This window comes from Pseudomonas sp. PME37.24/025, assembly GCF_055556615.1.
Genome location: NZ_JBVHNK010000005.1, coordinates 110,660 through 134,599 on the forward strand (window position 1 = coordinate 110,660; position 23,940 = coordinate 134,599).

Annotated in this window: 17 protein-coding genes and 1 pseudogene; 12 read left to right on the forward strand and 6 right to left on the reverse strand. The window is 57.4% G+C overall.

All coding sequences use genetic code 11. The features are described 5' to 3' along the window. Positions 1–89: 89 nt before the first annotated feature. Positions 90–635, forward strand: coding sequence for a GNAT family N-acetyltransferase (locus ACZ3HH_RS10990; RefSeq protein WP_465804500.1), 546 nt, complete (start codon positions 90–92; stop codon positions 633–635). A 13-nt stretch (positions 636–648) separates the two neighbouring features. On the opposite strand, the gene ACZ3HH_RS10995 is transcribed toward ACZ3HH_RS10990, so the two are convergent. Next, positions 649–1,572 (reverse strand): carbon-nitrogen hydrolase family protein, encoded by a 924-nt coding sequence (locus ACZ3HH_RS10995; protein WP_465804502.1) that lies wholly within the window; start codon positions 1,570–1,572, stop codon positions 649–651. A gap of 85 nt (positions 1,573–1,657) precedes the next feature. On the opposite strand from ACZ3HH_RS10995, the gene ACZ3HH_RS11000 reads away from it, so the two are divergent. Further along, entirely contained in the window at positions 1,658–2,572 is a 915-nt protein-coding gene (locus ACZ3HH_RS11000) for a LysR family transcriptional regulator (RefSeq protein WP_465804504.1), read from the forward strand. 54 nt (positions 2,573–2,626) lie between these two features. Here ACZ3HH_RS11000 and ACZ3HH_RS11005 read toward each other — a convergent pair whose 3' ends face one another. Beyond that, the gene (locus tag ACZ3HH_RS11005; protein WP_007897387.1) at positions 2,627–2,878 is read right to left on the reverse strand and encodes a hypothetical protein; all 252 of its coding nucleotides are present in this window, start codon (positions 2,876–2,878) and stop codon (positions 2,627–2,629) included. A gap of 165 nt (positions 2,879–3,043) precedes the next feature. On the opposite strand from ACZ3HH_RS11005, the gene ACZ3HH_RS11010 reads away from it, so the two are divergent. After that, complete coding sequence (locus ACZ3HH_RS11010) at positions 3,044–3,361, forward strand: ElaB/YgaM/YqjD family protein (protein WP_465804506.1); 318 nt, start codon at positions 3,044–3,046, stop codon at positions 3,359–3,361. A gap of 188 nt (positions 3,362–3,549) precedes the next feature. Here ACZ3HH_RS11010 and ACZ3HH_RS11015 read toward each other — a convergent pair whose 3' ends face one another. After that, a complete protein-coding gene (locus tag ACZ3HH_RS11015; protein ID WP_465804508.1) occupies positions 3,550–4,590 on the reverse strand; it encodes an Ldh family oxidoreductase in 1,041 nt (346 codons plus the stop codon). Between the two features lie 261 nt (positions 4,591–4,851). On the opposite strand from ACZ3HH_RS11015, the pseudogene ACZ3HH_RS11020 reads away from it, so the two are divergent. Continuing rightward, positions 4,852–9,678 (forward strand): annotated as a pseudogene (locus tag ACZ3HH_RS11020) (dermonecrotic toxin domain-containing protein). Between the two features lie 221 nt (positions 9,679–9,899). Next, complete coding sequence (locus ACZ3HH_RS11025; RefSeq protein ID WP_465804509.1) at positions 9,900–10,901, forward strand: FecR family protein; 1,002 nt, start codon at positions 9,900–9,902, stop codon at positions 10,899–10,901. 55 nt (positions 10,902–10,956) lie between these two features. On the opposite strand, the gene pvdQ is transcribed toward ACZ3HH_RS11025, so the two are convergent. Further along, positions 10,957–13,302, reverse strand: a complete 2,346-nt coding sequence (gene pvdQ / locus ACZ3HH_RS11030) for a bifunctional acylase PvdQ (RefSeq protein ID WP_465804511.1) — start codon at positions 13,300–13,302, stop codon at positions 10,957–10,959. Between the two features lie 224 nt (positions 13,303–13,526). Here pvdQ and ACZ3HH_RS11035 point away from each other — a divergent pair, with 224 nt between their 5' ends. Further along, positions 13,527–13,928 (forward strand): fe2+ zn2+ uptake regulation protein, encoded by a 402-nt coding sequence (locus ACZ3HH_RS11035; protein WP_465804513.1) that lies wholly within the window; start codon positions 13,527–13,529, stop codon positions 13,926–13,928. Here the strand turns inward: ACZ3HH_RS11035 and ACZ3HH_RS11040 are convergent. Continuing rightward, positions 13,918–14,106 (reverse strand): hypothetical protein, encoded by a 189-nt coding sequence (locus tag ACZ3HH_RS11040; protein ID WP_007901365.1) that lies wholly within the window; start codon positions 14,104–14,106, stop codon positions 13,918–13,920. The two genes, ACZ3HH_RS11035 and ACZ3HH_RS11040, sit on opposite strands and share 11 nt — an antisense overlap. A 589-nt stretch (positions 14,107–14,695) precedes the next feature. On the opposite strand from ACZ3HH_RS11040, the gene ACZ3HH_RS11045 reads away from it, so the two are divergent. From ACZ3HH_RS11045 to ACZ3HH_RS11065, 5 genes are all read left to right on the forward strand, one after another. Further along, positions 14,696–15,937, forward strand: coding sequence for an MFS transporter (locus ACZ3HH_RS11045; protein WP_465804514.1), 1,242 nt, complete (start codon positions 14,696–14,698; stop codon positions 15,935–15,937). A 22-nt stretch (positions 15,938–15,959) separates the two neighbouring features. Beyond that, positions 15,960–17,090: a LuxE/PaaK family acyltransferase gene (locus tag ACZ3HH_RS11050; protein ID WP_465804516.1), complete on the forward strand. Its 1,131-nt coding sequence runs from the start codon at positions 15,960–15,962 to the stop codon at positions 17,088–17,090. A gap of 1 nt (position 17,091) precedes the next feature. Beyond that, a complete protein-coding gene (locus ACZ3HH_RS11055; protein ID WP_465804518.1) occupies positions 17,092–19,494 on the forward strand; it encodes an acyl-CoA reductase in 2,403 nt (800 codons plus the stop codon). A gap of 66 nt (positions 19,495–19,560) precedes the next feature. Then, positions 19,561–20,850, forward strand: a complete 1,290-nt coding sequence (locus ACZ3HH_RS11060; protein ID WP_465804520.1) for a phenylacetate--CoA ligase family protein — start codon at positions 19,561–19,563, stop codon at positions 20,848–20,850. Continuing rightward, positions 20,850–21,785 (forward strand): GNAT family N-acetyltransferase, encoded by a 936-nt coding sequence (locus tag ACZ3HH_RS11065; RefSeq protein WP_465804522.1) that lies wholly within the window; start codon positions 20,850–20,852, stop codon positions 21,783–21,785. The genes ACZ3HH_RS11060 and ACZ3HH_RS11065 overlap by 1 nt, the downstream gene beginning before the upstream one ends. Here the strand turns inward: ACZ3HH_RS11065 and ACZ3HH_RS11070 are convergent. Then, the gene (locus tag ACZ3HH_RS11070) at positions 21,774–22,700 is read right to left on the reverse strand and encodes a LysR family transcriptional regulator (protein ID WP_465804523.1); all 927 of its coding nucleotides are present in this window, start codon (positions 22,698–22,700) and stop codon (positions 21,774–21,776) included. The genes ACZ3HH_RS11065 and ACZ3HH_RS11070 overlap by 12 nt on opposite strands. A gap of 119 nt (positions 22,701–22,819) precedes the next feature. Here ACZ3HH_RS11070 and ACZ3HH_RS11075 point away from each other — a divergent pair, with 119 nt between their 5' ends. Continuing rightward, positions 22,820–23,815 (forward strand): aldo/keto reductase, encoded by a 996-nt coding sequence (locus ACZ3HH_RS11075; RefSeq protein ID WP_465804525.1) that lies wholly within the window; start codon positions 22,820–22,822, stop codon positions 23,813–23,815. Positions 23,816–23,940 lie beyond the last annotated feature (125 nt).

Here is a 23,940-nt window from a genome sequence, read left to right on the forward strand (position 1 = left end):
TGACAGGGGTGTGAACGCCTAGAGACTAGACGGACAATCGACGCTGCGCATGATGCGCAGCGCCCGTCCCTACAAGGAGGTCATCCACGATGCACACTGCTCCAACGCTCTACACCGAACGATTGATTTTGCGCCCGCTGGAACTGGCCGATGCCGAAGCCATCCAGCAACATTTCCCTCACTGGGACGTGGTGCGTTATCTGAATGTCCTGGTGCCGTGGCCTTATCCCGCCGATGGCGCGTTGACTTATCTGCGTGATATTGCCTTGCCGGCGATGGCCCGTGGCGAAGAATGGCACTGGTCGATCCGCTTGAAGTCGGCCCCCGATCAACTGATCGGCAATGTCAGCCTGATGAATGAACAGGATAACAACCGCGGCTTTTGGCTGGCCCCGCAATGGCAAGGCCAGGGGTTGATGGGTGAAGCCAGTGCGGCGGTGACCGAGTACTGGTTCGAAACACTCGGTCGGCCGTTGCTGCGCGTGCCGAAAGCGGCCCCGAATATCGGCTCGCGCAAACTCTCGGAACGTACCGGCATGCGCTTGATACACACCGAAGAAGGCGACTTTGTCAGCGGGCGATTCCCGAAGGAGCTCTGGGAGATCACCCGCGAAGAGTGGCTTCAACTGCGCTGAAGATCCACATTAGTTATGCGTTGAACCGCACGCCCGGTTTGGCCCGCTCATCCACCGTCAACTCAAACACGTCCGGGCGCGCGTAGTGCCCGACCACGTCGTAGTCGTAACGGGCGCGGATCAGGTCGTCGGTGTCGATTTCGGCAGTGAGCAAACCCGCCTCGTCACGCAGCGGCCCGGCGAGAATGTCGCCCATCGGCCCGACAATCACGCTGCCACCGGCAATCAACGGGCGCTGCGCCGGCCAGTTGGCGATTTCCACGCCCAAGGCTTGCGGCGACGCCTGCACCTGACAGGCGCTGACCACAAAGCAGCGTCCTTCATGGGCGATGTGGCGCATGCTGACCTGCCACATTTCCCGCTCGTCCACCGTCGGCGCGCACCAGACCTCCACGCCTTTGGCGTACATCGCGGTGCGCAGCAGCGGCATCATGTTTTCCCAGCACACCACGGCGCCGATTCGCCCGACCTGGCTGTCGATCACCGGCAAGGTCGAGCCATCGCCCTTGCCCCAGATCAGTCGCTCGGTGCCGGTGGGCATCAGTTTGCGGTGCTTGGCGACCATCCCGGCCTGCGGATCGAAATACAACGCGGTGCAATATAAGGTGCTGCCCGCGCGCTCGATCACGCCGATCACCAGATTGGCGCCAGTGCGTGAGGACAATCCGGCCAAGGCTTCAGTCTCGGCACCGGGCACGTCGATGGCGTTGTCGAAATACCGCGCAAACGCTTCCCTCCCCTCCGGCAACCGATAACCGAGTTGTGTGCCAAAACCCTCGCCTTTTGGGTAGCCGCCGAGTAACGCCTCCGGCATGACCACCAGTGCGGCACCGGATTCGATAATGGCGGTTTCCCAAGAGAGGATTTGATCGAGGGTATCGGCCTTGCCGCCGGGCAAGGCGCCGATTTGCAGGGCAGCAACGATGGACTTGGGCATCGCGGTGACTCCGTCAGTAATGAGGTGTTGCTCATTCTCCGGCGCCACAGGATCATGAATAAAGCCCGACTCACTGCTGAATGATATGAACCAAATGAATATCGCAACCGTCGACCTCAACTTGCTCAAAGTCTTCGAAGCCCTGCATGAAGAATCCAGCGCCAGCCGTGCCGCGCTGCGTCTGGGCGTGACGCAATCGGCGGTCAGCGCGGCGTTGCGCCGATTGCGAGAGGTGTATGGCGATCAGTTGTTCGTGCGCACGGGTCGAGGTCTTGCGCCGACGCTCAAGGCCAACCAGTTGAAACCGGTGGTGAGCGATGCGCTGAACAAATGCCGCCAGAGCCTGGTGATGGTCGATCCGGCGGCGAATCATTACGACGGACGCTCGGTGACGGTGGGTTTGTCGGATGATTTCGAAATCGCCTACGGGCGACCATTGATTGAAGAGATCGCTGATCGCGCGCCGAAACTGCGGCTGATCTTTCGCCAGACCCATAGCCAGATCGTCGCCCGGGCCTTGATGGAACGCAGCATCGACCTGGCGATCACGGCAGGCGGGTTTGCCGAGCGTTTGCTCAGTCGTCAGGTGCTGGGTGAAGGCGATTATCTGTGCCTGGTGGACCCTCTCAGTCTGACCGAGGGACAGGAAACTCTCAGCCTTGAAGAGTTCGTCGCCCGCGAACACATCCTGGTGTCATCGGGCGGTTTTATCGGGATCACCGATGAAGGCCTGGCGGCGTTGGGCCTGAGTCGGCGGGTATGCGCGTCGACCACGCACTTTGCCGCGTTGCCGCATCTGCTCAAGGGCAGTCAGGCGGTGGCGACTATTCCAGCCCATGCGGCTCGAAGTATCGCCGCGCTTAGCGGACTGGCGTTGCTGCCCTGCCCTTTGGCGCTGCCACGCTACCCGATCGAGTTGGGTTGGCGTACCAGCACACAGCTCGATCCGGTGGTGCTGAAAGTGCGCGAGGCGATTATCGCGACTTTTTCCCACCCGTAGGAGCTGGCACAGGTTGCGATCTTCGGCAATTTCGAAACTGTCAGTGCTGGAAGCTTATTTAGCGGCCATCAGGCGATTGACTTCACTGCGCACCATGTTCGCGAATTCCGGCGGCGACATGCCGTCGAGTTCGGCGCGGACCCACTCGGCCCATTTGCCTTTGCGCTTGGCACGCTCACCGAACAACCGTGCGGCTTCGCCCTTGGATTTACCCAGGTTGTTTTGCCAGAGCTCGAACAGACGAGATTTCTCATCTTCAAGCGCCGCGCGCTCGGCAAGGGGTTTGTCGGCCAGATTGAAGCTCATGGAAGATACCTGCTGCGTAAAATAGGCGACATCTTACACTGTAGGAGGAAATGTCCTGCCCTGGATTTTTCTTCAGGGTGGAGTCGCCACGCAAAATGGCTGCAACTTTTGCCATCGCGCCAGACTCCATTGTTCACTGCCCATTTACCTGCAAGGAGTACTCCAATGGCCCGCAAAATCATCGATCAAGTCGCTGAGGATCAAATCAAGGATCAGGTCTTCAGCGAACTTCAGGCCCTGATCGAAGAGTCGGAAAAACTGCTCAAGAGCAGTGCTTCACTGGTCGGTGAAGAAGCGGACACCCTTCGTGGGCAAATCGCCCAGAAACTCCAGCAGGCCCGGGGTTCAGTCTCCAGTATGCGTGACCGGACCAGGCCCGCAGTCGAGGCCAGCGAAAACTACATCGGTGGTCATCCCTGGCAAACCGTGGCCATCTCCGCCGGATTCGGTTTGGTGGTCGGGCTGTTGTTGGGCCGGCGTTAAGTCATTGTGGTGAGGGGCTTTTGTGGCGAGGGGGCTTGCCCCCGTTGGGTCGCGAAGCGGCCCCAAAACTGTTTCCGCGGTGAATCAGCTAGAGCGGGTGTGCAGGTTTCACGACTGCTTCGCAGCCGAACGGGGGCAAGCCCCCTCGCCACAGAAGCCCGCTCCCACATTAGAGATTGCGCTTGACCTCAAAGCCCGGCCAGTTCTCGCAGATTTGCCAGCGTTTGAGCATCGAGTGCGATGCCTTCGACCTTGGCTTTGGCACGCTGCCGGTGACGCCGATCACCCGGTAACCGCTTGAGCCCTACACCGTGCATCTGCCGAACCAGTTCCTGACTGCGCTCGGCAAAATTCTGCCCCGCCGACTTGCTCGGATCGATCACGATCAGCAGTTGACCCGTCCAGGGTGTTTTCGCCCCCGGATGGTTCGACCAGTCGAACTCGAAAGAAAAATTGCCCCCGGTCAACGCCGCCGCCAACAACTCCACCATCATCGACAGCGCCGAACCCTTGTGTCCGCCAAACGGCAGCAAGGCGCCGCCCTCAAGGATCGCTTTCGGATCCTGGGTTGGCTGGCCGAGGCTGTCCACACCCATGCCCGCCGGCAAACGCTCGCCTTTACGAGCAGCAATCTGTACGTCGCCATGGGCGATGGCGCTGGTCGCCAGGTCGAAAACGATCGGGTCACCGTTGGCCCGAGGAGCGGCGAAGGCAATCGGGTTGGTCCCGAACAGCGGCCGATCGGCACCGTGCGGCACCACGCAGGTCATGCTGTTGACCACGCTCAGTGCCACCAGCCCTTCATCGGCAAACGGCTCGACGTCTGGCCACAAGGCGGCGAAATGGTGGGAATTGCGGATGGCCAGCACCGCAATGCCGGCACTGCGGGCCTTCTCGACCAACAAGGACCGCGCCGCCGCGAGGGCCGGTTGGGCAAAACCATTACCGGCATCAACCCGGACAAATCCCGAGGCTACATCCTCGACCACCGGCACTGCCTGACCATTGACCCAGCCGCTCTGCAGCGTCGACACATAACCGGGAATGCGGAATACACCATGACTGTGAGCCCCGTCGCGCTCGGCGCCGGCGCAGTTGAGGGCCAGGGTTTTGGCGACATCGGCTGAGGTGCCGTGACGCAGGAAGATCTGCTCGAGCAACGCCGTCAGCGCTTCGAAGGACAGGTTTGGCGAAACCGCAGTAGACACATGATCGCGTGGCGCAGACATCTGAAGCTCCAGAGTAATTATTGGAGGGGGCAACAGCGTATGAAAACCAGCCGATTAACAACGCACGATGAGCGAGCTGTCAACTTTTCGGTTGATCACCTGCAGGCCATACCAGCACGGGCTCTGCTTTCTTCTCAAGTTTGCACGACCAACCGGCAGGCTGTGCGGTAACTATTTACCACCTTGCAGGCGCCACTGACTTTTAGTCTCGAGGCTCAATCCATCGGCGCATTTCAATCGCGCCCTGAACGAGACTCGACGATGCCTACACCTGCCACTCCATTGTTTTTCCCTCAGGCCCTGAAGTCTCCCGGCCTTTGGAGGAAACTTGGCCAAATCCACGGGCTGACGCAAAAGGACTTCGAATGGTTCAGTCACCTGCAACTAGCCAACCACACGCTACGCGATGAACAGAAACCGCCCATGCTCGCCGAAAAAATCCTGCTCAAGACCAACGACCTGGAACCCGTGCCTCTGGCCGGCAGCTTCGTGCTGAGCGCCACACCGGATGACAACGGCGTAATTCTCTACACCCCGTATGCCGGCATAAAGAAGTACGACAGCCGCTCAGCCTTGACCGAACAGCTTAAGCGTCAGTTGAACAGCGCGACCGAGGACGACGACCTGTTGGCTTTCATGTCGTTGTCTCAACGCAGAACGCTGGCAGATGCCGCCAATATCGAGGTGACCTTTCAAACCATCGAAGGCGAGGTGTTCGAAGATCAGAGCAGCACCATCACCGCACACCAGCAAATGAACGATCAGGCCATGCTCGAGGAGTTGAAAGCGTTGCCGACACTGACTTCGCTGTTGGGTGCGGTGCTGAATGAACTGCTGAAATCAGCCTTCCCCGGCCTGGATCAGCGCCAGACCCAGGTCAGTTTCTATTCCGCGGCAACTGCCGATGAACACGATAAGGAAAGCACTCCGGCACGGCGCTGGATCAACGCCATATCCTTGAGTGATGCCGTGCTGCTGTATTACCGCAATCAACGTTGGCCGTCGGGGCAATCACATGAGTTTTCCCACCCGAAAAAACACCCGGCCAGCGCTGACCAGCAATACTGGGAAACCGTTGTAGCCACTGCCTCCCGAAAACTGATCAGCCTGCTTTCCGAGCAAATGAATAGCTACTGGGACGCAGTGAGTGTCGATGGCGCATCACGTCGCGAATTTTTCAGCAAGGCCATCGCGCAGAAGGCGCGAGCGGAGCTCCTGCTCAAGCGCGAAGCCGAGATCATCACGCCTGAACAAAGCCAGGACTTGCATTCGCTGATCGAGCCGACCAGCAGAACGTACGCGACACTGACCGTCGAAACCGTGCGTCTCTGGGAATATGAGGCCAGCTATGTGGAGCTGGCAGGCTCGCTGATGATCAATGGCGGCAATGCGTTTCTCTACACCCCCACTCAAGGGTTGCAGGTACTCAAAGACTATCAGGACCTCAAAGACACCTTGTTGAGCAAATTCAGCGCGGTCGGTCACGAGGATGAGTTCTACGGCCTCCTGAGTCTGGAGGAACGTCAGCGCTTCATCGGTTTTGAACGGCCGAATGTCTCTGGGGAAGCGATTTCCGGTTCTATCTTCAAAAAGCTGTTCGAAGCAATCATCACCAAACAACAGCAGAACATCGAGTATGCCCTGCAGGTTTTCCGTCACAGCGACGGCATCGTGGACATCAACGCCTTGTTCGACAAGACGCTGGACATCCGCTCGATGATCAGCGAGCAACTGCTGACGCAGGATACCCAGGGACGCTGGAGTACGCGGCCGGTATTGTCGGGCAATCAACAGCCCTCCATGGTGCTGGCAGACAGGGCCGCGGCGTTCGTGAAAACTTTCAGCGATATCGAAACGCTGATCAGTGCAGACTTTGCCGCTCAACCCGTCACCTCGCCGGGACTGCAGCAAGTCCATCTGGAGAACATGAAGTCCCGACTGGCTCATGCCTTTTCCATAGGCATATGCGGCGAAGCCAGCCTTCGGGTACTGGGTGCCACTTGGGACAACCCCGATCGGGCCATGGTCGATACGGTGCTCAATCCGGATCACTCGGATCGTAAAAGCCGTCTGTCACTCAAGGGATTCCGGCCTGACGCCTATTCATTGACCCTTGAGCACTCCGGCCAAACGAATCTCTTGCCCTTGGCCAACTGTTTGCTGTTGACCGAGCGTGGCGGGCTCGACCCTCGGCATTCGGGCCGAACAGTTCTATGGACACCTGCGCAGGGCCTGGAAGTCTTTGACACCGTCAGTCATGCAAAGCAGGAACTGGAGCAACGCCTGCTTGATCCGCACAAACGTCTGGCGCTGTTGGAAAACCTCTCCCCGGTCCAACGCACCTTCCACCAGCGCTATTCACTCGGCGCGTTGCGACTGATTGAAGGTCATGTCTTGCAGCGGTTATCACAATCATCGATTGACCACTTCCTGGGACGCTGCGAACACCTGCGCGCCCTGAAGCTGGACGATGCAAAACAGACCAAAGCCCTTGAAACCCTGACCAAAACAGTGATCGACACCAATTTGCACAGAGCCACCTCGATCGCGCAGGCGATTACCCGACAGCAGTCCTTGCCCGCCTGGTTTGCAATGGCGCCCGTCGAAGAACAGCAGCTGCACATCGAATTGCTGGAGCAATACTGCAACAGCGTCGACGATGATAAAGATTACCTGCACGGCATAAAAACGCTGAGGTCCTATGTGCATGACACGTTGGTGTCACTGCTCGGTAGCCGCTTCTCCGGGACACCGCCAGACCCCGACGACATCGAAATCATCCCCAACCTGACCCTGGCCGGCCCCGCTCGATCCCTGACCGAGTTTGCCTTGAACCATGCCAACATTGCCCAGGGCACAGGGTTCAAGATCGCTTCGAAAACCACTCAATCCCTTCCGCAAGGCCTGAACCAGTCCGCTGTCAGGCAACTCCTGCTGTCACTGAACATTCAGCAAACCTACGCAAAACTGGTCATAGACAGCTTGTCCAACAAAAGCGCCGATGCAGACATTCGAAGGCTGCGCTTCATTCGGCAATTGCCCTGGCAATTGATGCAACACGCCCATGAACAGAAGCTGCAACAGCGTCTTTCCGACAGCGGCTTCGACTTGATTCGACAGGTGATGGACATGCCGGACGCTATCGCCCGGGCTGCTGTCAACGGCGCCCACGCGATTGTCCGTCCGTTGGAGCTGATCAAGACTGTCGGCACTGCAGCCGTCAAAACACTGGGCTTGTACCTGATCGGTCCCGGCGCCGGTCAGAAAGGTCCGCAAGTCCTGTATGCCCCCTACCATGCAGACTCGCCATTCACCGAATTCGATAATGAGACAAGCGTTATCTCGGCGATCAATACGCCGGGACCATTACAGGAGCTGCTGATACGTCGCCTTCCAGCAAGTGCGCAATCCGGGGTTCGCAATCTATTGAAGTCCACCGTCGGACAAGCGAGCGAAATCACCCTCGCCTCTAACCCCATCGGCGGCAACTTGCTGACCCGGTTGTTCAGCGACAACACAAGCCTGCTGTGGCAAATGCTCGGCGCTCAGTCCGAAGCCGGCGGCCAGTCAGACTGGGAGGCAGCCAAAAACCTGTTCAGCTCCGGCATCCACAGGCTCGCGGGCCTTTTACCCGGCAAACTCGCTTATGGGCTGTTTCTATGGCAAGCCTACAAAGACTTCAAGAACTCGGCCGAAGCGCTGCAGGACCACCACTGGAAACCGGCAGTGCTCGATTTTATTGCTGGTGCGGTGCAGATGGTGTCACTGGGCAGGTTATCGCTGGAAGAATCGATCGGCGCGCAGGCAACGACCGATACCGTTGCCGAACCGGCGGCCATTCCTGTGGCCGCACCGCACTGGTCGCAAGTGAAAACCACTGCACCGACGCGCACGTCACTGTAGCCTTTCGAAACCACCGCCGTCGAGCTGAAGGATTTAAAGAAGAACAGTGCAGATGGCACTTACCTGGAAATGACCAGCAGACAAACCTATGCCCCCATCGCGGGCAAGGTGTACCGCGTGACCAGACCCGGGGCGATCTGGCGAATGATCAAAGACAAGGAAGAAGGCCCTGCGCTACTGACCACGCCTGACAAGCAACTGGTGCTCGATCCGGACATCCATACTGTCCACTATGGAAAAGCCCTGTCGAAAATGCACAATCAATATGTCAGTGCTAAATATGCCAGAGAGGTTCTGAATATCGAAGCACGGGGAATGAAAGACATTCGGGCAAAACACCCGGAAAAAGCACGCATGATCGTGCAGGCAATAGACCTGGCTCGCTATTACGCTTTTAACAGTCTGCATAACCTGGCACAGCTCAGACAGCTGAATTCGGGAACGCGGCTGGATACCTTTCTCAGAGCCTTTTTTGACGCTGACCAAATCGACGCCAACCTTCTGGACAAAATCAAAAAAGTCATCGTTCCCATTTGCACAGCGCTGGTGGACCCCAACGTGGATTTCATGAACACCGAACGTTTTGTGGTCGGATCAAACAAATACGAAATCGGCAACACGATTGCTTTTGTTATAGATAATGACGCACAGAATCGTGTGCATTTCACGGAGAGGTTCTTTGACCAGCAACTCGATTGGTACCAGTCCTGTCTGACTGAGCCTTTCGACGTCGACGACCATGCCCGGGCCGCTACCCTGATTCATGAGTTCTCTCATCTTTTTTCAAAGACCGTGGATATTGCACAGGTTGAGGCAAGGCGTCCGTTCGCCGACCTCATTGCCACCGTCACCCGTTATGGTGCGACAGTCAAACAAACGCAGCAGGATTTCCAGCGACAAGCACTGTCCCTGGACACCCCGAAGGAAGAACTGTTTGCGCGCTGGAACAGCACATTACAGTCATGGATCAGTCTGGACTCGATTGTGGGGTTGGAGCATGTGGGCAAGGACATCCTCAAAACGACGGGCGGCATAACAATGGATGAAGCTCGCAACATCTTCCTGAACCCACGGAATGTGCACCAGCGAACCGACATCATTTTGCGCAACGCTGACTCGATCGCTTACTTGATAAGCGAAATGGGCCGACAACTGGATCCGGTGCTGACCGACGACTTGATCTGAACCTCATGATAAAAGCATGCGCGAATCACCCGATCTGCACATGCTTGTTCGTGCGGAGGTCTTGACCCTTTTTTCACTCGATTTATGGATACTGCCTGGCGATGCCCGGTGTTCAGGGCGTCCAGGTAAAAAATAAGTCGTACTTTGATGGGCAATTGCCATGACGGTTGTTCTCGCAGACTTCCCCTCAAGGTTAGAATGCAGGAAATCAGGATGAGTCAATGACCGACAATTCTCTCTCGCAAGCTCAATACGACGCGATCACCGATGCCGCTGCGCACTGGTGCATGCGCCTGCACGCCATCGACTGCACCGCCGAAGAACGCCTGGCGTTCGAGCAATGGCGTAATGCTCATCCGCTGCATGCCTTTGAGTACGAAGCCATGCTGGAGATCTGGGATGTGGCTGGGGATTTGCCTCGTCCCGAATCCGTCGTGCCAGCCGTTCGCGTCAGACCAGCAACGCCATGGCGCACCTTCAGCATTGCCGCCACCGTCTGCGCCCTTGCGCTGCCGCTGGCGGCCTATACCGGATGGAACCTGGGTTGGCTGCCCAATGCCTATCAGCATTTCGAGGCGACCGACAATGTTCGCCAAGTCACGCTGAGCGACGGCAGTCAGGTGGAGCTGAACCTGGGCAGTGAACTGACGTTCAGCAATTACAAGGACCAGCGTCGCGTCACGCTGAAAAAAGGCGAAGCCTTCTTCAGCGTCAGTCATGACCTGCAGCATCCGTTCATTGTCAGGGCAGCCGATGGCAGGATTCGCGTCACCGGAACCCGATTCAACGTCTGGATGTATGAGGACCAGGTTCGCGTAAACCTGATCGAAGGTTCCGTGCTGGTGACCAGCAACGGCGCCCTGCCCGGCGAGGGCCTGCGTCTCGAACCTGCCATGCAGGCACGTTACCGACACGGCGACTTCACGCCGCAAATCAGCCAGACCTCTGCCAATGACCATTCACTGGCGTGGCGCAGCGGCAAACTGGTGCTCGATGATCTGACGCTGACCGATGCCCTGCCCTTGATCAATCGTTATTTGAACAAGCCAGTCATGATCGCCGACCACAGTACCGGCTCGATTCGCCTCGGTGGTGTCTACAACATCAAAGAGCTCCACAGCCTGGTGGCTTCGTTGCCCAAGGTGCTGCCGGTCTATCTGACCCGCAACAAGGACGGCAATCCGGTCCTCAATTCGATCCCGCAACAAGCCCCAAAAAGCTGAAGGCCGCCACCCTTGCGGGGTGCGGCCTTCACTTTTGCTTCAATCGCTATCTCGACTACTGCGCGGCGATCTTCCCTGCTTTTTCATCCTGCTCGCGGATCGTCTGAGCCTGGTACTGCGGATCGGACGTGATCTGCTGCTCGGTAAACGGCAACACACTCAACTGCTTTTTCGAAAAGGCCAGTGTCTGGTCCCGAGAGTACTTCGACGCCGGGTCACTGGACAACGAGAATGCCAGTAAGCCCCGAGCCTGCGGCCCCTTGTCATCGAAAGTCACCACCTGCAAATAGCTGGTGCCACTGACGACTTCGCGCTTGCCGTCGGTTCTCGGCACGCTCTGGATCGCGTTATACACACCCAGCGTGCCCGGTCCGCCGTGGATCGGCGTTTGCTGCCCGCCACTGCTGACCACCTGGATATCGCCCCAGCGGCTATCGGCCTTCAGGCCAAGGGTTTTTACCTTTTCGACCGAAGCCAGCATCGCCGCCCGAATCGCTTTGGCGACGTCTGGCCGTTCAATTGCCAGGCCACGTGGTGTGTGTTGCGGATCCTTCGGGTCGAACGCCACACGCCAGATGTCAGGGATTTGCTGTAACGGCACCATAACATTCTGAAAATGCACAAAGCCCAGCCCACTGTCCAGATTCACCCGGCGATCCCACGCCTTGAGGCTGGCACACAGCGGCGTAAGCGTCGGCGCATCGGCGCCGAGATCCGCGGTGCAGAACTGCAGCAAGTCCGGCATCACTTGGGCCGCCTGATACACCTGATCGTCCATCACCATGTGTTGCAGATCTGCCGCAGCGACAGGGCCGGCCTTGCTCAACGTGCCCAGACGCTCCAGTGCGAAACGCGAACGCAGCCCCAACGGCTGATTGTCCTGGCTGATTAACGGCGAGAAACCGGTGAGCGGTTGTGCCGGGTTAGCCATCCAGGCCGAATCATTGGAATGCTGCACAAAGTCTTTGCGCAGCAGTTGCGGCAACTTGTCTGCTGCATAAATGCCTTTTTGCGCAGCGCGCGGGTCGATGTCCCAGGCACAGGCGCTGTTGGAACCGTCGAGCAGGATCATCTGTAATCCGGCCCGCGGATCGCTGCACTTGGCCAGCTTGTCGGCATTGACGTTCGGCACCACCGACAAGTTCATGTAAAGCGTCTGCCCCTGATCGTCCACCGCCAGGGTATTGACCCACGGAATCCCCTGAATCTTGTGCACCGATGCCTGCAAATCCTTGAGGCTGGCGGCACGGTTCATCGCATACCACTGCTGCAAGACGCGGTCGTTTTCCAGGTTGGCATCGCGCAGGCTGTAGGCAAACTGGTTGTTCCAATCCAGCTTGCCGGGCCATTGCACAATCGGGCCGAATTGCGAGCTGTAGACCACATGGGAAATCTGCCGGGTCTGGCCATCGGCTTGCTTCACGTTCACCGCCAGCGTCTGCTTTTTCATCGGCAAAGACTTGCCATCCAGCAGGTAACGGGTCGGATCCTTGGGATCGAGTTGCAGGCGGTACAGCGTGAAGTGCTTGGACGAATCCACCGTGTGGGTCCACGCCAGGTGCTGGTTGAAACCAATATTGATCATGGGCAGGCCGGGCAACGCGGCGCCCATGACATCCAGTTTGCCGGGAATGGTCAGGTGCATCTGATAGAAACGCATCCCACCGACCCAAGGAAAGTGCGGATTGGCCAGCAACATCCCGCGACCGTTGAACGAACGCTCGCTGCCGACCGCCACGGCGTTACTGCCGCGATCCAGAGCGAAGCGTTGCATGCGCGAAGCCGCCAGTTGGAACGACGCCGGCTCGCCCGCCAGACGGGCAACGGTTTTCGGCGGGGTAGCGCCGGCCAATGCTTCGGCAAACTGCCCCACGCCGCCTTCGACCATTAGACGTCGGGTCAACTTGACCAGGTCCTGCGCGGTAATCGCGCGCACCCATTCACCCTGGCATTGCTGCGGCAAACCCTGCGCTCGACGCTCTGTCAGCGAACGGTTGTAACCCGCCACGTAACCCTCGATGAGCTCGCGGACTTCCGGTGTTTGCGCCTGCCAGAAAGCGGCGACAGCCTGGGGGGTATTCAGCCAGTTGAAGAACAGATCGCTGGCCAGGTTCCCGCGCTCTTCGACCGTAGACTGGTCCGGGCCGAAATACCGTGAGCGCTCGCCATTGACGGTGACAATCTCATTGGCCAGCAAGCACAGATTGTCCTGAGCGTAGGCATAGCCAATGCCATAGCCGAGCCCGCGCTCGTTGTCGGCACGAATATGCGGCACGCCGAAACTGGTTCGACGAATCTCGGCCGTCGCCTGCTCTGGCTGGCTGCGCGCGCTTGCCGCAAGACTCAGCCCCAGAAACACACCCGCAAGGCTCAACCTGGTTAACTGCCTGGAAATAATCACGCTCGCTCCTGATCGAAAAGACGTATGACACGCAATGCGCCTCCCCTTAAAACGAAGCAACCAGCAAAAATTTAGGACGTCCGCACGCCCGACTCACGGGCCGCTGACGTAACGGCGACAAATTTTCTACATGTGGGCCTTCATTATTTGCCTGGCTCATTCGTCTTATTGATTGAGAGCACCCATCACTTTTTCCTGATCAGGCTCTGAAAAGGAGTTTTTGCATGTACAACCCGCAACTGCCAACGGACGGTAGCCATGCGCCAAAGGCCAGCACCCTGGGCTCCGGCGTTTTCAATCAACAAGCCGAACGCCACGGCAACGAACGGATCAGGTTTCTGCTCAAGAGTTTTGGCCTGCGTACCAGCCTGATTCGCCTCAAAGTCATCGACGCGTTGCTGACCGCCGCCGAAAACGACCGCCGCCTGGGAGTGCGTGGCGTACACAGCCACTTGCTGGACCTGGACATCCCCCTGTCCTTTCTCAGTGTCCGTGAAGTGTTGAAACGTTTGTGCGCAGAAGGCGTGGTCACCCTCAATCCGGACAAAAGCTACAGCCTGCACCCACAGGCCGCCGCCGTCCTTTACAGCGAGCAATCCGGCCAGGGGGCAGCGCTCAAGGCTTGACCTTGCGACGCATCACGCCATTGATCACCACCACGAGCACCGCCACGCCAATGGCGATGTACTGGAACAGCTGCTCGGTGATGATCCCTGCATTTTGCAGCCAGGAAAGGCCGAACATGATCCCCAGTACCACCAGGGAAATCAGAATCGAGTATTTCAAACGTTGCGACTGGGTCATTGCGGGTTCCTGAACCAAAAATGTATCCGGTTTGTATCCGTCTGCATGCCAAGCCACTACCGCTCTGCGGGAATGAGGGGCTGCAAACGAGGCCTTATGTTACAGCCGATGTCGAGTTTTGACTTCATTGCGCGATAACCCATGAGGATTTTGAAATGTTTCGTCGAATCACACAGCTGATTCCCTTGCTTGCTCTTGTCCCTGAGTGGCTGCATCGTTTTCCCCTACGGTGGCTGGCATGGCGATCACCATTACGACCATAGCGCAGCGGGTTATTATCAGCATCGATAACATTAAATTGTTTTCTTGGCCGGATAAACAACCGACTTATTCACCCACAACACGAAGAACTTATCCTACAAGCCTCGTATAAACGCCTACTTGATAGCGGGCATGTTTCGTGCAGAACAATTCTTATTTGGCGAGATTTTATTTACAAGCTCCCAGTCTCCCCCCCCAAAATACCAATCCGACACACAACGAAAAATATTGAAGCTTTTTGCCCCAAATAAGCACATGAAATTCTTCATGACCTCTGGCTATTCTTGTTCTGCCGCCTCATCAAACTTCCGGCACCAACAGGAACATCATGCGCAATTCTTTAATAGATATAAGTTCGCCTCGACTACTTGGGTTTTGCCTTGCAATCACTCTTTTCGAACTTCTGACTTATATGGCCAGCGACATGATCATGCCGGCCATGTTGACCGTAACCCATCAACTGAATGCCAGTGCGAGTCATGTTCCTTACGCCTTCAATCTTTATTTGGCAGGGGGCATTCTTTTGCAATGGCTTATCGGTCCGCTGTCCGATCATTTCGGTCGTCGCAGGATGCTACTCATCGGTTGTGCGGTATTCACTCTAGCCTGTGTCGCGGCGTTTTACGTGCAGAGCATCTTTGTCTTCAATGGTTTGCGCCTGATTCAAGGCATGGGATTGGGATTTGTCATCGCGGTCAGTTATCCAGCCCTGCAAGAAGTCTTCTGTGAAGCCGACGCAGTAAAAATCATGGCATTGCTGGGCAACGTGGCGTTGCTCTCCCCGCTGCTGGGCCCCTTGCTCGGCAGCCTGATGCTGGAATGGCTCTCCTGGCGGGAGCTGTTTTTTCTGTTAGGTGTCGGCGGCGCAATAGTCTGGCTGGGCCTTTACTGGTACATGCCGGAAACTGTGGGCACCTTGCGTCAGGACGGTCAACGACTGGCGGCCGTGTCCTTTGAATGGGGCGGCACGATGCGCCGCTACGCCGCGGTACTCACCAATACGCAATTTTTGCGCGCAACTGTTGCCTTGGGATTGATGAGCCTGCCGTTGATTGCCTGGATCGGGTTGGCGCCACTCTTGCTGATCCAGAACCAGGGACTCTCCCCCTTGCACTACGGCCTGTGGCAGATCCCGGTATTTGCAGCCGTGATTCTCGGCAATCTGATACTCAACCGATTGATTGCCAACACTGAACTGCCCCAACTGATTCGATACGCGCTCTGGCCGTTTTGCGGCGGCCTCATCGCATTAGTCGTTATCGCTTTCACCGGTGTTTCGACACTTTTGTTGGTCAGTTGCCTATCGCTCTACGCCATCGGTCTTGGCATGAGCAACGCCGCGCTGTACCGGCTTGCGCTGTTTTCCAGCGATGACAGTAAAGGGCTGGTTTCAGCCGCGATAGGCATGATCTCTATCGCTGTCATGGGTGGTGGGGGCTCGATTATCGCTGCGCTGGGTGGCGGTAAAAGCCTTGAGGCCTTTGCCCTGATGGCAGCTCTCGCGGGGCTCTTGTGTCTGCTGCCCTTGCGACTGTTTCTGCGGCGCCCCCATACCGCCCTTGCCATATGACACTCACAGCATAGGATTTTTGATGATCCATCTACCCCATACCGATGCGCTTTGTGCGTTAGCGCAACCCTATTGCCTGGATTCCGTGCCGGACGGCCTGTTCGACCGGGCCATGGGCGAAATCAGCCTGTTTCATTGTCATCACACGCCCGGATACGAACGCTGGTTGAACGCCAATGATCTTGACGCCAGCGCCCTGGAGACACTGGATGACTGGTCAAGGCTGCCGCCGATTTTCGCCAACTACTTCAAACGTCATTTGGTGTTCGGTCCCACAGGCGAAGGCGCGCTGGAGCTGACATCATCCGGCACCAGCGGCCAGAAGAGTCGCATGCGCTATGACCATCGCAGCATGGCCGCGGCACAAGGCATGGTGAGCCACATTTTCCGGCACTACGGCTGGGATACACCGGACAGTCCCTGCAATTATCTGCTCCTGAGCTATGAGCCCGAGGCGGCCATCACCTTGGGCACTGCCTATACCGATCAGTTTCTTTGCAGCTATGCCCCCGTCAACCGTGTCGTTTATGGATTGCGCTTGACCGGAAAAGGTCACGAGTTCGACCTTTTCGGTGTGATTCGAGCCTTGCAGGAGTTTGCCGAAGAAGGATTGCCCGTTCGCATTCTCGGTTTTCCGGCGTTCCTTGCGCATACCCTTCAATGCATGGAAGACACCCGCGTGTCCGATTTGCAGTTGCCTGCCCAGTCATTGGTGTTTCTGGGGGGCGGCTGGAAAACCCAGGCGGCACAGGAGATTCCCCTGAATCAGTTGTATGCCCGAATCAATCGGCAATTGGGTATCGACCTGCGCCGTTGTCGGGACGGCTATGGCGCCGTAGAGCATGCAGTGCCTTATATCCAGTGTGCCCACCATCATTTTCATGTGCCGATCTATTCGAAGGTTCTCGTGCGTAACCCATCCGATTTCACTGTCCAGCCATACGGCCAGCGCGGCTTGCTGGAATTCGTCTCGCCGTACATTTCGTCGAGCCCCGCCCATGCCGTGGTCATGGGCGATCTGGCGACATTGCACGCCGGCGCCAGTTGCGGATGCGGTCTGCCAACCGATTGGTTCGAACTGCATGGCCGTGCCGGCACCTCCGCCAGTCGCAGCTGTGCCATGGCCGCTTCCGAATTGATCGGAGGCGCATGATATGTACCTGATCAATGGCCAGTTGCGTGATGACGTTACCCCGGAAAGCGCCCTCGAACTCCTTCAGAAACCATTGCCTCGGTTGCTTTCTTCACCGATCGATAGTGAGACCGTTATCGAGTCTGCTGCCCGCTTTGCCACGAAGTTGCAATCTCGTAAATTGGATCTGTCCCTCAACTATGAGCAATATCAGGGGCTGATAGATTTCTGCCAGCGCAGCAACCTGGACACAAAACTCGAGCGAGAGCTGGGCCTGCAACCGCGCTCGCTGCGACGTATCGACTATCGACAGCCATGTTTCGAAAGCTGGCATCCATTAGGGTTGGTGGTGCATATCACCCCAGGCAATGCGCCATTACTGGCGTTCTGCGCAATACTCGAAAGCCTGCTGGCCGGCAATATCAACTGGTTGCGCCCCAGTGCCAGCGATGAAGGTTTGACTGCTCGGTTGCTGGCCGCCCTTGTGCAATGCGACAGCAGCGGCAGACTGGCCGAGTTCGTTGCGGTTATGCCGGTTGACACCCCACGGATAGCTCAACTTTGCGCCACGGCAGACGGGGTATCGGCCTGGGGTGGTGAAACAGCGCTCAAGGCGATCCGTCAGCAGATCCCTGCGGGATGTCGCTGGATCGATTGGGGGCACAAAATCAGCTTCGCCTACCTGTCACCTGAAGTGGCGAGCTCTTCAACCCTCGATGCGTTGGCGGATGAAATCTGTCGACTGGATCAACAGGCGTGCTCCAGCCCTCAATGGGTGCTGGTGAACAGCAACGATCCGACAGTCCTGCGAGACCTGGGGGAGCGTCTCGCCGAAGCGTTCAGACGTCGCGCCAGCCACTGGCCGGCGCTGCTGCCGACGGATCAGGAAGCATCGGAAATCACCACCCGTACAGCCATGGCGCGATTGGACCATTGCTTTACCGATCAGACCGGTCAGGTGTGGGATGGCGCCGGATGGCGTGTCATCTGGGAGCATCATCAGGCACTCACGCCGTCGCCGCTGTTTCGCACAGTGCTGCTCAAGCCTGTCCCGCAGCATTTGCTCGCCGAATCACTGTTGCCGTGGCGAACCGTCCTGCAAAGCTGCGCGCTGTTAGCCTCCCCGGCAGAAACGCCCGCGCTCGTTCGAACATTGGTCAACTCCGGTGTCAGCCGCATTGCGCCCTGCGAGTCGATTCATGACGGCTATGCCGGCGAGCCCCACGATGGTGTTTATGCACTGTCGCGTCTGAGTCGCCGCCTCTCAGTGAGCCTGGTATCTGAGGTCTCGACTGGCCGCTCAACGCTTGACCCGGTGCCGCCAGCCACTGACACAGCCCGTGGCCCGATCATGGACAAAGACACCTTCATGTCTCAACCGATCAGCCCCGCAGCACAGCTGTACTTCCGCTCCGGGGGCAGCAGCGGCACCCCGGCCCTGGCCGGTTTCAGCTATCGCGACTTCCAGCGACAGATGCGAGCCGCGGCTGATGGCCTGTTCTGTGTCGGGCTCGATCCATCACAAGACCGGGTGATGAACCTGTTCTATGGCGGCAACCTGTACGGTGGCTTTTTCAGTTTTTCGACCATCCTTGAACAGATGGGCGTTGTGCATTTACCCATGGGCGCGCCCCAGGACGACGACTTCAGCGAAATCGCCCGACTGATCGTGGAGCGGCGTGTCAACGTGCTGATCGGCATGCCCAGCACGCTGCATCGCCTGTTTTTCAATGAACAGACCCGACTTCGTGCCTATGCCGGTATCAGCAAAATATTCCTTGGCGGCGAGCATCCGGGAGAGGCCAGTCGACGCCTGATGGAAAGTTGCGGAGTGTCGACGATTCGCTCTGCTCTCTATGGTTCCGTTGATGCTGGCCCTCTGGGGCATGCCTGCCGGGCAACGGGGGACGGCATTTTTCACTTGATGTGCGAAACCCAGCATCTGGAAATTGTTCAGCTCGAACAGGATGTCCCGGTACAGGCCAATGAGATCGGCCGTTTGCTATTTACGTCCCGCGCCCGACAAGGACAGCGCGTGCACCGATATGACATCGGCGACACCGGCCGCTGGTTACCCGGAGCTTGCCCTTGCGGACTGGAAACGCCGCGATTCGAACTGCTGCAGCGACATGGCAAGTTAGTGCGGATTGCCACGGAGTTCATTTCGCCATCGGTGCTGGAACGCATCGCGGGAGTCCCCATTCAAATTGTCCTGGACTACACCACCACCGGGGTCGAACGAATGCAAATTCGGGCGAATGCGGAGGCGGCCTGGATACGCGAAAAACTGCTGACCCATGAAGCATTGGCAAATGCGATGAACGCGGCGCTTTTAATTGTAGAAATTATAGCGTGCGTCGAACATGAGTTCATACGAAACAAACACAGCGGAAAAATTCCACTGATTATCGATCGAAGAATATAAAAATAGAACATTTCAACAACCGTGTTCTTTAAACCAAGATGCCTGATTTAAAATAAAGAGAATCCAGTGAAATCTACTTATTCGCTCGAACAACTCGTGTCTTTTGTACGACAACATTCAAACTACTATGGCGAGCATCTGAAACACCTACCCACAGTAGGCATTACTTTAAAAAATCTACCGTTAACTGATGTGGTCGACTATTGGGCCGGCAGCAACGATTTGAGTCATTGGTCGGTTCTGACCGGAAACGTCGATGATGCTCTGGTGTTCAAGACCGGAGGCTCGACCGGTCAGGGCAAGCTTGCGATTTACGCCTACGAGGAATGGCAAATACTGGTCAGTACCTTCGGAAACAGTCTCTCGTCTCAACTGAACAATGGCGACCGGGTCGCCAACCTGTTCTTTTCAGGGGATCTCTACGCCAGTTTTCTGTTTATCCACGACTCTCTGGCCCATGTCGAACGATCCATCTGTGAATTTCCGTTTACCGGAGAAGTCGAGCTGGACGTCTTGGCAGATGCCATCGCGCAGCATCGAATCAACGTTCTGGCCGGAGTACCGGCACAACTACTGCGATTCGCGGCCTACCTGGCGCAGCATCGGCGTGTGTTGTGGGGGGTCGAAACACTCTTGTATGGCGGCGAAAGCCTGTTTGCCCCGCAGTTGGCAATCCTCGGCGAAGTGTTCCCCAACGCCCGTATTGCCTCTATCGGCTATGCCAGCGTAGACGCCGGGCTCATAGGTGCGAGCAATCGTGACTGTGCATTGGGCGAACATCGGATGTTCGAACAAAAAACCTTACTGGAGATCACCGATGAACACACCGGCGAGGTGATTGAAGAATGCGATCGTATCGGGATGCTAGTGGTGACCAATCTGACACGTCGGCTCATGCCACTGCTACGTTACCCGGTAGGAGACCGTGCTTGTTGGCGCGAACCCGCCGCAACCCCGATGCGTAAATTTGCCCTCAAGGGGCGCAGCGCCCACAGTCAACGAATACGAGTGGGTGTACTGTCGCTGTTTACCGAAGAAATACACGGGATCGTTCAACGTGCAGCACGCAGCGAGCAATGGCAACTGGTGATCGAACAGGTCGGCCACAAGGATCTGTTGAGCGTGAAGTGGGTGCCCGAACCTCAGTTACAAACCGTCGAGCCGGCGCGCCGCGCATTGCGTGAAGCGCTACTTGCCCATTACCCCGCCATCGACGACCTGAGCCGTGAGGGTCTGCTGGAGTTGCAGGTGCTGGCCTGCGCAACCACAGGACTGAAGCTTCACCCTCGTTCAGGCAAACAACTGCGGGTGCTGGATTTGCGCGTGTATGACGCTCTCCCGCAGGAGCCCGTGTGATGAACCGGTTGATTTTTCGACCCTACCGGTCTTCCGACGCACCTGCCGTGAGCCAGCTGTTTCGAGAGATCTACGGCGATTATTACGTTCAGCCGGATGTCTACCTGCCGAACATGATCAATCAGCACAACGCCGAAGGCCGTTGGCAATCAATGCTGGCCGTGGATAACGATCAGGTACTCGGGCATGCCGCATTATGCCGCGACATGCCTTCGAATACCGCGGAACTGGCCCTCAGCGTGGTGCACCCCGCCGCCCAGGGACAGAGTCTCGCGACTCGTCTGAGCCAGGAGTTACTGTTGCAATCTGGCTCTCTGGGGCTCAAGAGCGTCTTGATCAAGCAAGTGACCCATCATCCCTATACGCAACGCATGGCCGAAAAAATCGGCTTCCACAGTACTGGACTGCTGCCCGATTATGTTCCTTCACCATTCGCTGATCCGCTACCAGAAACCATTGTGATGGGCTGCCACATGACCGACGGACACAGGCGCCCGCTCCCCGACATCCCCTGGCCCGAAAGCTGCCGGGCGTTTATGCAGCACCTGTGCTCGATGTTCGGAACCCGCCAGCACAAGACATCACGCCCCGCGATACCCTTGCGAATCAAGCAACACCAACATCGGTTCGACATTGTCATTCAGCGTTTGAACAGCGCCTTGCTTGAGCAGCTCCGGCAATTGCCCAGGCACTGGTTGATCTCGGCCAGAATCGAGCTGTCCCCGCACTTCGCCCAGAACCTGCGCAACCTATCAACTCTGGGCTTCGTCTTCACTGGCCTGATGCCCACGCCAAGTGACAATGGCTGGTTTGCATTGTTTCATCGAGGCGCGCAGGTTCGATCCCTCAATCTGCACTGCGCGCACATGCAACGGCTGCATGACGACTTACAGCAAAATGCCAACGCCCCTATGGGTAACCGCTCAGCCGCGTGAGTCATTTCTATAGAAACCATTCGCCGACTGCGCACAAAGCTCCACCATCCAGTCGACGAACACCCGCACCCGTCGGGACAACTGACGATGAGGAGGATAGAGCGCCGTCAGCGGCATACCCGGTGGCGGCACATCCCTCAGGACCTCGATCAAACGCCCTTCCTTCAGTTGGCGGGCAACGTGATAATACGGGGTCTGGACCAAGCCATATCCCGCCTCACACGCCGCCAGATAGCCATCGGCGCTATTGACCGAAACGTGCTTGGGCAGATCGATCAACCGCAGCTGGTCATCGACTGCAAATTCCAGTCCGTAGCGTTTGCCGGTTCTATTGGAAAAGTATTCCACCATCTGATGACCTTTCAGATCCTCCAGGCACAGCGGAGTCCCACGACGCTGCAAGTATTCCGGGCTGGCACAGGTGACCTGGTCCAGCATGCACAGCGGCCGCGCCACCAGTGATTCATCCAGGGCCGAGCCACCGCGCAACACGCAATCGACACCTTCGCGGATCAAATCCACAGGCCGGTCATTCAAACCGATTTCCAGTTCGATCAATGGATACCGGGCAGTGAATTGCGGCAATGCCGGAATCACAATCAAACCTCCCACTCCCGCCGGCATATCCACTCGCAACAGACCTTTGGGGTTTTGGCGAGCAGCGGAAAACACGGCTTCGGTTTCCTCCAGATCCGCCAACAGCCGCACGCAACGCGGATAATAGGCGGCGCCATCAAGCGTCAAGCTGATCTGCCGGGTGGTGCGCTGCAGCAGTTGCACCCCCAGATGAGCCTCGAGTTGCTTGATCAGAATGGTCACCGAAGCCCGGGGCAATTGCAGGCTGTCCGCCGCTTTGGCAAAGCCGCCCAGTTCGACGATTCGGGTGAATACGCGCATGGCATTGAAACGGTCCATTGCTTTGGCTTACCGGCTGATTATTTAGAAATTACAAATAGTGATAGCATTTTTAGCCGGTTTATCTTGTTTATGTCGAGGTCAACAATAGGATTTCAATTCACAAGGGAGCTGATTTCATGCAAACACGACAATTGGGCAAAAACGGTCCGCAGGTGAGCGCGATCGGTCTGGGCTGCATGGGCATGACCGACTTCTACACCACCGGCGTGGACACCCGCGAAGCCACGGCCACTTTGCACCGCGCGCTGGAACTGGGGATCAACCTGCTCGACACGGCAGACATGTACGGCCCGCATACCAATGAAGAGCTGATCGGCAAAGCCATTGTCGGCAAGCGTGAGCAAGTGTTTCTGGCCAGTAAGTTCGGCATTGTTCGTGACCCATCCAACCCCAGTGCACGGGGCGTCAACGGGCGACCGGAATACATTCGTGACGCTATCGACGGCACCCTCAAGCGCCTTGGTGTGGAAACCCTGGATTTGTATTACCAGCACCGCATCGATCCGCAGGTGGCTATCGAGGAAACCGTCGGCGCCATGGCGGAACTGGTGAAGGCCGGCAAGGTGCGTTACCTGGGATTGAGTGAAGCATCGGTCGCCACGCTGGAGCGAGCGAACAAGGTTCATCCGATCAGCGCACTGCAAAGTGAGTATTCGCTGTGGAGCCGCGATCAGGAGGAGAACGGTTGCCTGGCCGCCTGCCAGCGCCTGGGTGTTGCCTTTGTGCCTTACAGTCCGTTGGGCCGGGGCTTTTTGACCGGCGCTCTGAGAAGTCCGGATGATTTCGCCGCTGATGATTACCGTCGCTTCAGCCCACGTTTTCAAGGGGAAAACTTCGCAAAAAACTTGTTGCTGGTGCAGCAGGTGCAGGCCTTGGCCGCAGACAAGGGTGTGACGGCGGGCCAACTGGCGTTGGCATGGGTCTTGGCCCAAGGGAACTACCTGATCCCGATTCCAGGCACCAAACAGCGTAAATACCTGGAAGAAAATGTGGCCGCGCTGAACGTGAAACTGAGCCGTGAAGAATTACAGGCCATGGAAGCGATATTCCCGGCCAATGCCACGGCCGGTCTGCGCTATCCGGAAGAAGTCATGAAGTTGCTTGACCGATAACAGGTGCCCGGCCCGTTCGCGCAGACATGATCACAACAGGCTGGCATGGCCCCCTCGCCACAATGTTTACCCAACGCTGTATTACTTCGAAACAATCCGTCGCCTCTTCGCGAGAGAAAATGGTC

Excerpts from the sequence above, each read along its gene's own strand:
- ACZ3HH_RS10990 (WP_465804500.1), top strand. The coding sequence starts at position 90 with ATGCACACTGCTCCAACGCTCTACACCGAACGATTGATTTTGCGCCCG.
- ACZ3HH_RS10995 (WP_465804502.1), bottom strand. The coding sequence starts at position 1,572 with ATGCCCAAGTCCATCGTTGCTGCCCTGCAAATCGGCGCCTTGCCCGGC.
- ACZ3HH_RS11000 (WP_465804504.1), top strand. The coding sequence starts at position 1,658 with ATGAACCAAATGAATATCGCAACCGTCGACCTCAACTTGCTCAAAGTC.
- ACZ3HH_RS11005 (WP_007897387.1), bottom strand. The coding sequence starts at position 2,878 with ATGAGCTTCAATCTGGCCGACAAACCCCTTGCCGAGCGCGCGGCGCTT.
- ACZ3HH_RS11010 (WP_465804506.1), top strand. The coding sequence starts at position 3,044 with ATGGCCCGCAAAATCATCGATCAAGTCGCTGAGGATCAAATCAAGGAT.
- ACZ3HH_RS11015 (WP_465804508.1), bottom strand. The coding sequence starts at position 4,590 with ATGTCTGCGCCACGCGATCATGTGTCTACTGCGGTTTCGCCAAACCTG.
- ACZ3HH_RS11025 (WP_465804509.1), top strand. The coding sequence starts at position 9,900 with ATGACCGACAATTCTCTCTCGCAAGCTCAATACGACGCGATCACCGAT.
- ACZ3HH_RS11035 (WP_465804513.1), top strand. The coding sequence starts at position 13,527 with ATGTACAACCCGCAACTGCCAACGGACGGTAGCCATGCGCCAAAGGCC.
- ACZ3HH_RS11040 (WP_007901365.1), bottom strand. The coding sequence starts at position 14,106 with ATGACCCAGTCGCAACGTTTGAAATACTCGATTCTGATTTCCCTGGTG.
- ACZ3HH_RS11045 (WP_465804514.1), top strand. The coding sequence starts at position 14,696 with ATGCGCAATTCTTTAATAGATATAAGTTCGCCTCGACTACTTGGGTTT.
- ACZ3HH_RS11050 (WP_465804516.1), top strand. The coding sequence starts at position 15,960 with ATGATCCATCTACCCCATACCGATGCGCTTTGTGCGTTAGCGCAACCC.
- ACZ3HH_RS11055 (WP_465804518.1), top strand. The coding sequence starts at position 17,092 with ATGTACCTGATCAATGGCCAGTTGCGTGATGACGTTACCCCGGAAAGC.
- ACZ3HH_RS11065 (WP_465804522.1), top strand. The coding sequence starts at position 20,850 with ATGAACCGGTTGATTTTTCGACCCTACCGGTCTTCCGACGCACCTGCC.
- ACZ3HH_RS11070 (WP_465804523.1), bottom strand. The coding sequence starts at position 22,700 with ATGGACCGTTTCAATGCCATGCGCGTATTCACCCGAATCGTCGAACTG.
- ACZ3HH_RS11075 (WP_465804525.1), top strand. The coding sequence starts at position 22,820 with ATGCAAACACGACAATTGGGCAAAAACGGTCCGCAGGTGAGCGCGATC.